Annotated in this window: 11 protein-coding genes and 1 tRNA gene; 6 read left to right on the top strand and 6 right to left on the bottom strand. The window is 67.4% G+C overall.

Features of this window, described 5'->3' with window-relative positions; all coding sequences use genetic code 11:
* Position 1: 1 nt before the first annotated feature.
* The 4 genes from L6Q67_RS21155 to L6Q67_RS21140 all read left to right on the top strand — a co-directional run bounded on the left by L6Q67_RS21155 (position 2) and on the right by L6Q67_RS21140 (position 3,011).
* Positions 2-760 (top strand): SDR family oxidoreductase, encoded by a 759-nt coding sequence (locus L6Q67_RS21155; protein WP_296574494.1) that lies wholly within the window; start codon positions 2-4, stop codon positions 758-760.
* Between the two features lie 33 nt (positions 761-793).
* Positions 794-1,222, top strand: coding sequence for a tautomerase family protein (locus L6Q67_RS21150; RefSeq protein ID WP_296574492.1), 429 nt, complete (start codon positions 794-796; stop codon positions 1,220-1,222).
* 246 nt (positions 1,223-1,468) lie between these two features.
* Complete coding sequence (locus tag L6Q67_RS21145) at positions 1,469-2,179, top strand: NAD(P)H-dependent oxidoreductase (RefSeq protein WP_296574489.1); 711 nt, start codon at positions 1,469-1,471, stop codon at positions 2,177-2,179.
* A gap of 31 nt (positions 2,180-2,210) precedes the next feature.
* Positions 2,211-3,011 (top strand): HpcH/HpaI aldolase/citrate lyase family protein, encoded by an 801-nt coding sequence (locus tag L6Q67_RS21140; protein WP_296574487.1) that lies wholly within the window; start codon positions 2,211-2,213, stop codon positions 3,009-3,011.
* 30 nt (positions 3,012-3,041) lie between these two features.
* Here the strand turns inward: L6Q67_RS21140 and L6Q67_RS21135 are convergent, their stop codons facing one another.
* The 3 genes from L6Q67_RS21135 to L6Q67_RS21125 are packed head-to-tail and all read right to left on the bottom strand — an operon-like array spanning position 3,042 to position 8,814.
* On the bottom strand, positions 3,042-4,484 hold the full coding sequence (locus L6Q67_RS21135) for an efflux transporter outer membrane subunit (protein ID WP_296574484.1): 1,443 nt from the start codon (positions 4,482-4,484) through the stop codon (positions 3,042-3,044).
* Complete coding sequence (locus tag L6Q67_RS21130) at positions 4,481-7,603, bottom strand: efflux RND transporter permease subunit (RefSeq protein WP_296574482.1); 3,123 nt, start codon at positions 7,601-7,603, stop codon at positions 4,481-4,483. Before L6Q67_RS21130 ends, L6Q67_RS21135 begins: the two co-directional genes overlap by 4 nt.
* Positions 7,604-7,617: 14 nt before the next feature.
* Positions 7,618-8,814 carry an efflux RND transporter periplasmic adaptor subunit gene (locus L6Q67_RS21125; protein WP_296574480.1) on the bottom strand — a complete coding sequence of 399 codons (1,197 nt, stop codon included), beginning with the start codon at positions 8,812-8,814 and terminating at the stop codon, positions 7,618-7,620.
* A gap of 111 nt (positions 8,815-8,925) precedes the next feature.
* Between L6Q67_RS21125 and L6Q67_RS21120 the strand changes: the two genes are divergently transcribed.
* Positions 8,926-9,591: a TetR family transcriptional regulator gene (locus L6Q67_RS21120; RefSeq protein ID WP_296574477.1), complete on the top strand. Its 666-nt coding sequence runs from the start codon at positions 8,926-8,928 to the stop codon at positions 9,589-9,591.
* Here L6Q67_RS21120 and L6Q67_RS21115 read toward each other — a convergent pair.
* From L6Q67_RS21115 to L6Q67_RS21105, 3 genes are all read right to left on the bottom strand, one after another.
* Entirely contained in the window at positions 9,537-11,471 is a 1,935-nt protein-coding gene (locus L6Q67_RS21115) for an ATP-binding protein (RefSeq protein ID WP_296574474.1), read from the bottom strand. The two genes, L6Q67_RS21120 and L6Q67_RS21115, sit on opposite strands and share 55 nt — an antisense overlap.
* Entirely contained in the window at positions 11,468-12,442 is a 975-nt protein-coding gene (locus L6Q67_RS21110) for a TRAP transporter substrate-binding protein (protein ID WP_296574471.1), read from the bottom strand. The genes L6Q67_RS21115 and L6Q67_RS21110 overlap by 4 nt, the downstream gene beginning before the upstream one ends.
* Positions 12,443-12,564: 122 nt before the next feature.
* On the bottom strand, positions 12,565-13,413 hold the full coding sequence (locus L6Q67_RS21105) for a 3-hydroxybutyryl-CoA dehydrogenase (protein ID WP_296574469.1): 849 nt from the start codon (positions 13,411-13,413) through the stop codon (positions 12,565-12,567).
* Between the two features lie 246 nt (positions 13,414-13,659).
* Here L6Q67_RS21105 and L6Q67_RS21100 point away from each other — a divergent pair.
* Positions 13,660-13,732 (top strand) — tRNA-Met (locus L6Q67_RS21100).

The following is a 13,732-nucleotide window of genomic DNA, read 5'->3' as shown; positions in this document are numbered from 1 at the left end:
CATGACCACTTCCCCGACTGAACTGGCCGTCGTGGTGGGCGCCACCGGCGCCTTTGGCAACGCCATCGTCGATCGCCTGGCCGCGGCCGGCCTGGGCGTGGTGGCGGTGGCCCGCAGTGCCGATTCCCTGGCGGCGCTGCAGGCCCGGGTGCCCGGGTTGCTGGCCTGCGTGGCCGACATCGCCGCCGACAGCGCCATCGAGGCCATTGCGGCGGTGGTGGACCGGCCCGTGCGCATGGTGGTGCATGGGCCGGGCGTGACGGTGGCGGGGGGCATCCTCACCGCGCCCACGGCCACCATGGTGGACGCGGTCAACATCAAGGTGGGCGGCCTGCTGCGTCTCACCCGCGCCGTGGATGGGCGCCTCAGCCCGGGTTCGCGCGTCGTCGCCATCGGCGGCCACTACGGTTTCGAGCCCACCGCCTATGCCGCGTCCGCCGGGGTGGCCAACGCCGCCCTGGTCAACGTGGTACGGCAGCTGAGCCTGGCCTATGGCAACCGGGGCATCACCGCCCACCTCGTCGCCCCCGGGCCGGCCGACACCGAGCGCCTGCGCCGGGTGGCCGCCGACCGGGCCGCCCTGCGCGGCATCACGGTGGACGAGGTGCTGGCCGAGATGCTCGAGGACTCCTCCATCGGCCGCTTCACCACCCCCGAACAGGTGGCCTGGGCCGTGTCCATGCTGCTGGCCCCGGAAGCCGACGCCATGACCGGCTCCAGCCTGATGCTGGACTCCGGCCGCCGCCGCGGCCTGCCATGACGGCACCCATAGACATCGCCCAGGAGCCCAACCGTGCCCATCGTCAATTTTCATGTGCTTGAAGGCATGAGCACCCCCGAGCAGGACGAGCGCCTGCTGATCGGTGCCTGCCAGCTCTATGCCGAGGTGTTGAAGGCTCCGATGGAGCGCATCCGCGCCTTCATCACGCCCCACCGCCCCGGCCAGTTCGCCGCGGCCGGCGGCCTGTGCGCCCACAACGGCCTGCACGCGCCGTATTTCGAGTTCATCGTGCTCGAAGGGCGCTCCCTGGAAGACCGGCATTGCCTGATGCGCCGCTTCACCGACCTGCTGGTGGACACCCTGGGCGTGCGCCGCGACCTCGTCCGCGGCAGCTGCCGCCGCGTCGCCCCCGAGGACTGGTCCATCGCCGGCGAACCCGCCAGCGTCGTCCGCAAAGACGAAGTCGCCGCCCGCGCCGCCCAGAATACCCCGCCCTCTTAGCCCGGGCCCCAGCCTGCCGCCGGGCCGCCCCAAGGCAGGCGCCCGCCCCCTTGGGGGGCAGCGACCCCCACGCAGTGGGGCGAGCGTGGGGGCCCATGTCTCCCTCGACCGAAGTAAACCCTCTCCTCCCAGGAATTCGGTCGTGTTCTCCCCTTCGCGAGGGCGGCTCGCGAAGGGGATTTTTTTGTGACCGCGCTGAAGCCCGAAGCCACCCTACGGTCCCGCTGAACACTGAAGGAACAGCCCATGAACGTACTGATCGTCTTTGCCCACAACGAACCTCGCTCCTTCAACGCCGCCATGAAGGACGAGGCGCTGCGGGTGCTGGAGGGGGAGGGCCACCAGGTGCAGGTGTCCGACCTCTACGCCATGAACTTCAACCCGGTGGCCAGCGCCGCCGATTTTGGCAGCCGCGCCAACCCGGATTACCTGGTGTATGCCCTCGAGCAGCGCCATGCCTTCAACACCGGCACCCTGGCGCCGGACATCGCCGCCGAGCTGGAGAAGGTGAAGTGGGCCGACCTGATCCTCTTCAACTTTCCCATCTACTGGTACGGCATGCCCGCCATCCTGAAGGGCTGGGTGGATCGGGTTTTCGTGTCGGGCTTCTGCTATGGCGGGCGGCGCATCTATGACCAGGGTGGGCTCAAGGGCAAGAAGGCGATGCTCGCCGTGTCCCTGGGCGGACAGGCCCACATGTTCGGGCCCGAAGGCATCCACGGCGAGCTGGAGGTTCTGCTCCAGCCCATTTTGCGGGGCATGCTGGGCTATGTGGGCTGCACCGTGCTGCCGCCCTACGTGGCCTGGCATGTGCCCTATGTGAGTGACGCCGAGCGGGCGGAGATCCTCGACGGCTACCGCCGGCACCTGCTCAGCCTGGATGCCCGGGCGCCCCTGCGCTTTCCGTCCCTGGCCGACTATGACCAGAACCTGCGCCCCAAAGCTGCGGTAGATTGACGGCCTGACCGACGATCCAGAGGAGAAGCCCGTGGAGTTTCCCGACAACCCCTTCAAGCAGCGCCTGCTCGCCGGCGACCTGCAATACGGCCTGTGGCTGGGCCTGTCCGAGATTTTCAGCGCCGAGATCTGTGCCGGCGCCGGCTTTGACTGGTTGCTGATCGACGCCGAGCACGGCCCCAATGATCTGCGCACCATCTTCGCCCAGCTCCAGGCGATTGCCCCTTACGCGTCCCAGCCGGTGGTGCGCCCGCCCCAGGGCGACCATGTACTCATCAAGCAGCTCCTGGAGACCGGGGTGCAGACCCTGCTGATCCCCATGGTGGAGTCGGCCGAACAGGCCGCCCACCTGGTGGAGGCCATGCGCTACCCGCCGGCGGGCATCCGCGGGGTGGGCAGCTCGATTGCCCGGGCCTCCCGCTGGGGCCGCATCGGTGACTATGCCCAGCGCGCCAACGACGCCATGTGCCTGCTCGTGCAGGTGGAAACCCGAGCCGGCATGGCCGAGCTGGACGCAATCCTGGCGGTGGACGGGGTGGATGGGGTGTTCTTCGGCGCGGCCGATCTGGCGGCGTCCTATGGTCTGCTCGGGGAGTCGAATCACCCGGAGATCGTTGCCATGATCGAACAGGGCCTGGCCCGGGTGGCGGCCTGCGGAAAGGCCGGCGGCGTGCTGTGCGGCGACCGGGGCCTGGTGGCGCGCTACCGGGAGGCCGGGGCGCGTTTCATCGCCGTGGGGGTGGATTCGATGCTGCTGGCGGCGGCGACGTCCAGCCTGTGTGCGTCGTACAAGGGCGGGGCGTCGAGCGACGCCCCGGGGTCTTCCTACTGAGGCGCCCGGGGGCGGGCGCCTCAGTCAGCATCAGCGGGCTGCGGCCTGGGGGGCGACGCTGGCGTTGCTGTCCTTCCAGCCACCGCCCAGGGCCTTGAACAGATCCACCGCCGAGGACAGCCGGGCCTGGCGGTTCTGCACCCAGGCCACGGTGGCGTCGTTGCTGGTGCGCTGGGCCGTCAGCACTTCCAGGTAGGGCGAGTAGCCGCTGTCGTAGCGGGTCTGGGCGAGCTGCAGGCTGCGTTTGGCGGCCTGCATGGCCTGGTTGAGGGCAACCTCGCTCTCGCCGTTCTGGCGCACCGTGATCAGGGCATCGTTCACCTCCCGGAAGGCGGTCTGCACCGACTTGCGGTAGGCCTCGAGGCTCTGCTTCTGCTGGGCGCTGACCTGTTCCACCTGGGCGCGCAGACGGCCGCCTTCGAAGATGGGCTGGGTCAGGCCACTGCCGATGGACCATACCGCGGCGGCCGGGCTGAACAGATCGGACAGGTCGCGGCTCTCCCGGCCGAAGGTTCCGGTCAGGGTGATGCTCGGGAACAGGGCGGCCTTGGCCACGCCGATCCGGGCGTTGGCGGCGATCAGGTCGGTTTCGGCCTTGCGCACGTCGGGGCGGGCTTCGAGCAGGCTGGAGGGCAGGCCGGCCGGCGGTGCCGGGGGTACCGGCAGGCTGCGCAGGTCGCCCGGGGCCAGCTTGAGGCCGGGTTGGCCGACCAGCAGGCCGAGCAGGCTTTCGGCCAGGGCACGGCTCTTCTCCAGCTGTACCTGGGCCGCCGTGTAGGTGGCCAGGGCGCCTTCGGCCTGCTGTACATCCAGTTGCGACACGTAGCCCCGATCGAAGCGGATGCGGGTCAGCTGGGTGCTCTTGGCCTGGCTGCTCACCGAGTCGCGGTTGGCCAGCAGCTGGGCGTCGATGGCGCGCAGGTTGAGATAGGCCTGGGTGACGCTGGCGGCGAGGCTCAGGGACACCGTCTCGGCGGTGTAGCGGGTGCCCAGGGCCTGGGCCCGGGCGCCTTCGGAGGCGCGCCGCAGCTTGCCCCACACATCCAGCTCGAAGGACGTGGACAGGCCGATCTTGTTGGTATTGCGCACCAGCCCGCTGGGCGGGTTGGTGTTGGGCAGGATGCTGCGGCTGCGCGAGATGCCAGCGTTGGCGTCGATCTGGGGCAGCAGCGCGGCATTCACCTGGCGCAGTACGGCGTCGGCCTCTTCGATGCGGGCGGCGGCGCTCAGGGCATCCGGGCTGCTGGCCAGGGCCTGGTCCACCAGGGTGTCGAGCTGCGCATCGCCGAACAGGGTCCACCAGCGGCCGGCAAGCGCCGGCGTGGTGGCCGGCGCGGCCGCCACGGGCTCATTGGCGTAGCTGTCGGGCAGCGCTACGCGGGCGTCGGGGCGCTGGTAATCGGGGCCGATGGCACAGCCGGCCAGGGCCAGGGGAATGGCGAGGGCGAGCAGGGTCAGACGGGGGCGGATCACGGCTTCACCTCCTGGGTGCCGGCATGCGGCAGGTCATCTGTCGGGGGGCGCGGCGTGTTGCGGCTCAGCCACTTGAAGAACAGCGGGATGAAGATGGTGGCGATGAAGGTGGCGGCGATCATGCCCCCCACCACGCCGGTGCCCATGGAGCGCCGTGCCGCGGCGCCGGCGCCCGACGAGAGGGCCAGGGGCAGCACGCCGAGGATGAAGGCCAGGGAGGTCATCACGATGGGGCGGAAGCGCAGGCGGGCCGCTTCGATGGCCGCATCCACCACCTTCATGCCCTCGGCCTGCTTCTGGGCGGCGAACTCGACGATCAGAATGGCGTTTTTCGCGGCCAGGCCGATGAGCACCACCAGACCGATCTGGAAGTAGATGTCGTTGGGCATGTTGCGCATCAGCACGGCCACCAGGGCGCCGAGCATGGCGAAGGGCACGGCCATGATCACCGCCAGGGGCAGGGACCACTTTTCGTACTGGGCGGCAAGGATCAGGAAGACCATGATGATGCCGAACACGAAGGCGATGATGGAGGCGCTGCCGGTGCGCTTTTCCTGGAAGGCCTGGCCGACCCATTCGGTGCGGTAGCCTTCGGGCAGGCTGGCCTGGGCAACCTCTTCGACGGCCTTGATGGCGTCGCCGGAGCTGAAGCCCGGGGCGGCGTTGCCCAGCACCTTGGCCGACACGAAGCCGTTGAAGCGTTCCACCATCTCGGCGCCGGTGATGGTCTTCACCGTGGCTACGGCGGACAGGGGCACCATGGTGCCGGTGGCGGTGCGCACGTAGGGCTTGAGCAGGTCTTCCGGCTTCATGCGGTAGGCTGCGTCGGCCGACAGCTGGACCTTGTAGGTCTTGCCGCTGCGGTTGAAGTCATTGACGTAGAGGGTGCCGGTGCTGGCCTGCAGGGTGGCGTAGATGCTCTCCAGGGGGATGCCCATGGACAGGGCCTTGGGTTCGTCCACCTCCACGTACAGCTGGGGCGCGGTGACCCGGAAGAAGGTGTTGACGCCGGTCAGCTCGGGGCGCTTCTTGAGGGCTTCGACGAACTGGGCGTTGACGGTGGCCAGGGTGCGCGGGTCGCCGTCGGCGCGGTTCTGCACGTACACCTCGAAGCCACCGGCGGTGCCGAGGCCCTGGATGGGGGGCGGGTTGAAGACCAGGCCCATGCCGTCGGGCAGGCTCATGCCGATGCCCATGAACTTGCCGGCCATCTCGGGTGTGGTCACCGTCCGCTGGTCCCAGGGCTTGAAGATGATGAAGGTGGTGGCCACGCTGGGGCGGGCGTTGCCGGTGATGAAGTCGACGCCATTGATGAAGAAGATGTTCTCGATGTCGTCGGACATGATGCGCTGGCGCATCTGCTCCGCGGCCACCCCGGTACGCTGGGTGGACGCGCCATCCGGCAGGGTGACGAAGCCGAACAGGTAGCCCTGGTCTTCGGCCGGCACAAAGCTGCCCGGCACGATGCGCAGCAGGCCCGCGGCGGCGGCGATGGTGAGCAGGAACACCAGGGTGCCGATGATGCCGTGGCGCAGGGTCAGGCCGACGGTGTTGGTGTAGCTGCGGGTGAAGCTGTCGAAGAAGCGGTTGAAGGGGCGGAACAGGGGCTTCTCTTCGTGGGTCGGCTTGAGCAGCAGCGCGCACAGGGCCGGGGTGAGGGTCAGGGCGACGATGCCCGAGATCACCACCGCCACCGCCACCGTCACGGCGAACTGCTTGTAGAGCACCCCGGCGATGCCGCCCAGGAAGGCCACCGGCACGAATACTGCGCACAGCACCAGCACGATGGCCACGACGGCGCCCGAGACCTCGCGCATGGCCTCGATGGCGGCGTCCTTGGGGGACATCTTGCGTTCGCTCATCAGGCGCTCGACGTTCTCGAGCACCACGATGGCGTCATCCACCACGATGCCGATGGCCAGCACCATGGCGAAGAGGGTCAGGGTGTTGATGGAGAAGCCGAACAGCCACATGCCGGCGAAGGTGCCGATCAGGGACACCGGCACCGCCACAATGGGGATGAGAGTGGCGCGCCAGTTCTGCAGGAACAGGTACACCACGGCGATCACCAGGAGGGCTGCTTCAATGAGGGTGTGGGTCACCTCTTTGGCGGATTCCTGGATGAAGCGGGTGGTGTCGTAGGGTACGAAGTACTCTATCCCCTTGGGGAACTGCTTGGACATTTCATCCAGGCGGGCACGGACGCGCTTGGCGGTGTCCAGGGCGTTGGCGCCCGACTGCAGATAGATGCCCATGCCGGACACCGGGGCGCCGTTCACGCGGGCGCTGCGGTCGTAGCCGTCGGCGCCCAGCTCCAGGCGTGCCACGTCCTTCAGGCGTACCAAGCCGTTGGCGCCGTCGGCGCGCAGCACGATGTTTCCGAACTCGTCGGGGGTCAGCAGGCGGCCCTTGGCAGTGACGGTATAGGTGAGCTGCTGGCCATTGATCACCGGCTCGGCGCCGATCTTGCCGGCAGCGTTCTGGGTGTTCTGTACCCGGATGGCGGCGGCCACGTCGGAGGTGGTGATGCCCATCTTGGCCATCACGTCGGGCTTCAGCCACACACGCATGGCGTAGACCGGGTCGAACTGCTGGGCGTCGCCTACGCCTGGAATGCGACGGATCTCCTCAATGACGTTGACCAGTACGTAGTTGGAAAGGTAAAGGGCGTCGAAGGTGTTGTCGGGGGAGCGCAGGGCCGCGAACATCAATATGTTGTTGGAGCGCTTCTGCACCAGCACGCCGGTGCGGCGCACGTCATCGGGCAGGCGCGGCTCGGCCACCTTGACCCGGTTGTTAACGGCGATCAGCGCCGTGTCGGGGTTGGTGCCCACCTCGAAGGTGGCGGTGATGCTCACCGTACCGTTGGAGGTGCTCTGGGAGTTGTAGTAGATCAGGCCTTCCACGCCCGACAGCTGCTCCTCGATGGGGGCGGCGACGGTCTTGGAAAGGGTTTCGGCGTTGGCGCCGGGGAAGGTGGCGGAGATGATCACCGTGGGCGGGGTGATCTCGGGGTACTGGGCCACCGGCAGGGTGAGGGAGGCCATCAGGCCTGCGATCACGATGACGATGGAGATGACCGAGGCGAAGATCGGTCGGCTGATGAAGAAGCGTGACATGGACGGCGACCCCCTCAACCCTTGGCCGGCGCGGCCGGCGCTGCAGCCGGCTTGGCGCCAGGGCCTTCACCCGGCGCGTGGGGGGCCACCGGGGCGCCCGGGCGGGTCTTGATCAGGTTGTCGATGATGACCTTGTCACCGGCCTTCAGGCCGCCGAGGATCACCCAGTCATTGCCGCTCCATTGGCCAGTCTTTACGGGCCGCGGCTCCACCTTGTTGTCGGCGTTGGCGAGCATCACCACCGCACCCTTGTCGCTCTGCATCACGGCGCTCTGAGGCACCAGGAAGACGCCATCACGCTCGCCGGTAAGCAGGCGGGCACGCACGAACTGGCCGGGGAGCAGGGTGCCGTCGGGGTTGGGGAACTCGCCCCGCAGCTGCAGGGTGCCGAGGGTCGGGCTGACCTGGCTGGCGGCAAAGTTGAGCTTGCCGCGCACCGGGTAAGTGCTGCCATCGGGCAGGATCAGCTCGACGCCACGCACCACCTGGGGCTTGAAGCGGCCGCTGGGGGTGGCGGCGTTGAGTTCGGCCTCGGAGACCGAGAAGCGCACCCACATGGGGTTGAGCTGGACCACGCTGGTCACCAGGCTGTTGGTGGCCACCAGGTTGCCTTCAGAAATCACGGCGCGGCCGCTGGTGCCGGCCACCGGGGCGGTCACGGTGGACCAGCCGAGGTTGAGCTCGGCCTGGCGCAGGGCGGCGTCGGCGGACTGCACGGCGGCCAGGGCGGCGGCCTTGTCGGAGCCGGCGGTGTCGTATTCGCGCTGGCTGATGGCCTGTTCGGCCAGCAGGCCCTTCAGGCGGGCGGCCTCGCGGTCGGTCTGCTCGGCGCGGGCCTTGGCCTGGGCCAGGTTGGCCCGGGCCTGGGCGACGGCTACTTCGAAGGGCGCCTTGTCGAGCTGGAACAGGGGCTGGCCGGCGTGGACGGGCGCGCCTTCCTCGAACAGGCGCTTCATGACGATGCCGCCGACCCGGGCGCGGACTTCCACCTCGCGGGCGCCCTCGGTTTGGGCCACTGCCTCGACGCTGCTGTCGACGCGGGTCGGCTTCATTTCGAGCACGGTGACGGGCAGTGCCGGCATGGCGCCCCCCGGCGGCCCGGCGGGCGCCTGATCCTTGCCGGAACAGGCCGACAGGACCAGGGCAGACAGGGCGATGACGGGGAGGGAGGTGCGCAGGGCGCGGGGAAGGGGCGTTGAGTGGACAGTCACGGAGGCCTCCGGGGGCTGGATTTTTAGTTGGTGTTGGGGCATGATTTTATACATTCACGAATGTATGTAAAGGCTTTTGCCACAGTTCGGATGTGATTACAGGCATGTCAAATGGTTCGTAAAACCAAGGAAGAAGCCGATCTCACGCGCCGCCAGATCATCGATGCTGCGCGCCGTGTGTTTCTGGAGTGCGGCGTCAGCCACACCACCCTGGAGAAGATCGCTGCCACTGCGGGGGTGACCCGGGGCGCCGTGTATTGGCACTTCCGCAACAAGACCGAGCTGTTCTTCGCCATGCGCGAGCAGGCCATTCTGCCTTTCGTGGATCGGGTGGTCTTCAAGGAGGATGATTCCGACCCCCTGTACGGCATCGAAACCGCCCTGCGGGAAATCTTCCACATCCTTGGTGATCAGCCCGAGGTGCGGGAGACCTTCGAGATCATCAGCTTCAAGTGCGAGTATGTGAATGAGCTTGGTGACATGATGCAATGCACCGGCGGTCAGCTGGATTTCCTGGGCAAGCTCACGGAGGCCTATCGTCGGGCAGAGGCTCGGGGGGTGCTGCGCCCGGGTATCGCACCGGACGATCTGGCCCACGACACTTTCCTGTTTGTTGGTGGCCTGATCAAGCACTGGCTGGCTGGCAGGCCGGATGAGCGTTTCCGTGCCGATGCCGCGGCCCTGATCCGCACCCATGTGGCCTTGCGTCGGGCTGGCGTGGATCAGGCCGGGCCGGTCTCTCCGGCCCGATCCAGCCATCTGAGCAAGGCGGCGTAGAGAAGCTCCGGGTCCACCGGCTTGCTCACGAAATCATTCATGCCTGCCGCCAGGCAGCGGGCCTCGTCCTCGCCAAAGGCGTTGGCCGTCATGGCGATGATGGGCAGGGTCTCGGCCGGGTGGGTCTCGCGGATGCGCCGGGTGGCTTCGAGACCATCCATCACCGGCATCTGCATGTCCATCAGTACCAGGGCGTAGCCCGGATTGCCGTCACGCAGCCGTTCGACGGCCTGCTGACCATTGTCGAGAACATCGAGCTGCAGTCCGATCTCGGCAATCAGATCGCGGGCGACCTCCTGGTTGACCATGTCGTCCTCCACCAGCAGCAGCCGGGCATGGGCGTGGTGCTGGCGCAGCAAGGTCTCGGCGGTATCGTCGGTGGGCGTGCTGACGGGGCTGATGTCGGCTTCGGCGAGGCGCGGCAGACGGGCAGTGAACCAGAAGCGGCTGCCCCGGCCCGGGCTGCTCTCTCCGTTGGCGTCACCCCCCATGAGGCGGGCCAGGCGCCGGGTGATGGCGAGGCCCAGGCCGGTTCCGCCGTGGGTCCGGGTGGTGGAGCTGTCTGCCTGGCGGAAGGGTTCGAACAGCTCGGCCAGGGCTTCCGCGGTGATCCCGGCTCCCGTGTCACACACCTCGAAGCGGAGCAGCAGCCCGTCGTTGTTCTCGTCTTCCTGGATGATCCTGAGCCGGACGCTGCCCTGGCGGGTGAACTTGATGGCATTGCCGGCAAGGTTGAGGAAGGCCTGGGTGAGGCGTGTCCGGTCGCCGGACAGCATGGGCAGGGGCGGGGTGTCGATCTGCAGTTCGAGGCCCTTGTCCCGGGCCTGCTCGCTCAGCAGCGACACGACGCTGGCACCCAGCACGCGCAGATCCACCGGCTGCGCCTCCAGGACCAGCTTGTCCGCCTCGATCTTCGAGAAGTCGAGAATGTTGCTGATGACGGACAGCAGATGGCGGGCGGCATCGCCGATCTTGCCGAGTTTGTCGAGCTGCTCCTGGTCATGGCTCCGCCGCCGCAGCAGGTGGGTGAGGCCGACGATGGCGTTGAGCGGGGTGCGGATCTCGTGGCTCATGTTGGCCAGGAACTCGGATTTGGCCCGGCTGGCCGCCGCCGCGGTCCGGTTGGCTTCCAGCAATTCCATGGTGCGGGCTTCGACCAGCTGTTCGAGATGATCCCGGTAGCCTTCCAGTTCGGCTTCTGCCTTGCTCCGCTCCTCGATCTCGAACTGGAGAGCGGTGAAGGCTGTATCCCGGGCCCGGTCATGGCGGACAATGCTGCGCGAGGCCAGCACGCCGGCCGTGAAGACTCCTGCGCTGGCCAGGGCGGCGGCAATCAGCAGGCCGATGCGGCTGACTTCGAGCTGCCGGGTGAGCTCCGCCGTGGCGGCGTCCGTGCGACGGGTGTTGATGTCGGTGAGCTTGCGCAGGCTCAGGGCCAGCAGCTTGTCGTGCTCGCCCTGGAGCGCTGCCTCGATGCTGGCAGTGTCCGCGCCGCTGGCGCGCAGGGCGACGACCCGCGTCATGTCCTCCCGGTAGAGTTTCAGGTAGCGGTCGACGCTGTCGAGCAGGGTGCTTTCGGCCTCGTCGAGCTGGCCGAGGCCGCGGTAGGCCGCCAGATGGCTCGCCAGGCGTTCGATCTCCGCCGTGAAGCGCTCTCCTTCGTCGCCGCCCTCGCGGACGAAGTTGTTGAAGTGCTCGGTGGCCAGCCCCAGGCGCAGGGCGCTGCGCAGCATCACCTGATGCCGGCCGGCGATCATCGTGGACATCTCTGTCCAGCTGCTTGAAAGTTGTGACAGAACCATGAAGGCGATCAGCACCACGCTCAGCACGGCCAGCAGGGTCGTGCCGAAACCGATGATGAGCGCGTGCCGGACCTTCATTCTGCCGCAGCCTCCACGACCCGCCTGACGTACGCACCGACGGGGCTGGCGTACCACTTCTCATACACGGGCCGGGTTGCCTCGACAAAGGCGGCCCGATTGACAGGGCTGATCTGGATACCGCTGGCGACGAGCGCCTGCTGTGCCTCCTCCTCGCCACGCCGGGCCAGGGCCCGCTGGCGGGTGGTGGCTTCGGCTGCGGCGGCGCGGATGATGTCCCGGTCGGGGACAGGAAGGGCGTTCCAGGTGCGGCGGCTCATCACGAAGGGGGTGATCTCGTACTTGTGAGCAGTCAGGGACAGGTAGGGCTGAACCTCCTGAAGCCTTGCGGTCCGGAAGTTGATGAGGGGGTTCTCCTGGCCGTCGGCGGCGCGCTTTTGCAGGGTCTGATAAAGGGCGGCGAAGCGGATTTCGACGGGTTGGGCCCCCAGGGCGCGGACGATGTCGGTGGTGACCGGGTCGGCCGGCGTGCGGATCTTCAGACCGGCGAAGTCGGCGGGTTTGAGCAGGGGGCGGACCGAATTGGAAAAATGCCGGATGCCGTTGTCCCAGAAGCCCAGCAGGATGAAGCCGGCGTCGGCCATGCGCTGGGCGAGATGATCGCCCAGAGGGCCGTCCAGCAGCCGGAAGGCCCGTTCGGGCCGGTCGAACAGGAAGGGCAGGCCGAAGGCGTTGATCTCCGGAACGTAGGCCGAGAGGGGCCCCTGGCTGTTGGCGGAGATGTCGAGGCTGCCATCCCTCAGGGCCGTGAGCATGGCCACATCGTCACCGAAGCTGGCGCCGCCCAGCACCTCGACGGTGAGGCGCCCGCCACTGCGGGTCTTGACCACCTCGGCAAAGTGGTGTGATGCCCGGGCGCGAGGGTGGTCGGCGCTCAGCGCGTGTCCCAGGGTCAGCACCGTGTCGGCGTGGACCCGAACAGGAAGGGCAAGCAGGAGCGCCACAAGGAAGGGCAGGATGACGGCCTTCATAAGTGCTTATCGTCAATTGTGCAGGGAAACCTGAACACAATCATGCGCGGTCGTGCACCATGGGCCGCCACCCCTTCCCCGGAGCCTGCCCGACCAGGGCCGGGCAGGCCTTTCAGACCGGATCAGTAGGTGTAGAAGCCCTGACCGGTCTTGCGACCCAGGTAACCCGCATCCACCATTTCCCGCAGCAGGGGCGCCGGACGGTACTTGGGATCATTGAAGCCGTCGTAGAACACTTCCATCACCGCCAGCATGGTGTCCAGGCCGATGAGATCGGCCAGGGCCAGGGGGCCGATGGGATGGTTGCAGCCCAGTTTCATGCCCTCGTCGATGTCGGCGGCGGAGGCCAGGCCTTCCTGCAGAGCGAAGATGGCCTCATTGATCATCGGGCAGAGCAGGCGATTGACCACGAAGCCCGGGCTGTTCTTGACGGCGATCGGGGTCTTGCCGATGGCGCTGGCGAAGGCCTGGACAGCGGCCACGGTCTCGTCGGAGGTCTGCAGGCCGCGGATCAGCTCGACCAGGGCCATCAGAGGCACCGGGTTGAAGAAGTGCATGCCGATGAAACGCGACGGGGTGGACACCGCTGCCGCCAGCTTGGTGATGGAGATGGACGAGGTGTTGGTGGCGATCACGGTAGTGGCCGGCACGATGCTGTCGATCTCCTTGAGGATGCGCAGCTTGAGGCCCTCGTTCTCGGTGGCAGCCTCGATCACCAGGTCGGTTGCGGCCAGGTCGGCATAGGCAGTGGTGGCCTTGATGCGGGCCAGGGCTGCGGTCTTGTCGGCCTCGGAGATCTTCTCCTTCTTGACCATGCGGTCAAGGCTGCCGGAAACGGTCTTGATGCCGCGCTCTACCGCCTCGGCGGTGATGTCCACCATCACCACGTTGACGCCCGAGAGGGCACAGACCTGGGCGATGCCGTTACCCATGGTGCCGGCGCCGATCACGCCGATGTTCTGAATAGCCATGCTGTAGCTCCTTGTTGCGTTGATTTTTTGAAATGCTGTTTTGTTGCGCGGTACGTTCCGGTATGAACTTCTCCCGCTGCGATTCCGCGCCGCACGAGGATACCCGAGTGGCCGGACGATGGCTCGAGAACACGCAAGCACGGCCCTTTTCGCCCTTCTTGGGCAGGAACGCGGAAGCCCTCGATGATGCGCTGCAAAATAAATTTGACACTACCTGGGTGGTAGTCTAATATCTCGTTTCTCAGACGCGGGGTGGAGCAGTCTGGCAGCTCGTCGGGCTCATAACCCGAAGGTCGCAGGTTCAAATCCTGCCCCCGCA

The sequence above is a fragment of the Zoogloea sp. genome, from assembly GCF_023150065.1.
Lineage (GTDB): Bacteria > Pseudomonadota > Gammaproteobacteria > Burkholderiales > Rhodocyclaceae > Zoogloea.
Note: the sequence above shows the minus strand (reverse complement) of the source record. Positions and strands in the feature narration are given on the sequence as shown.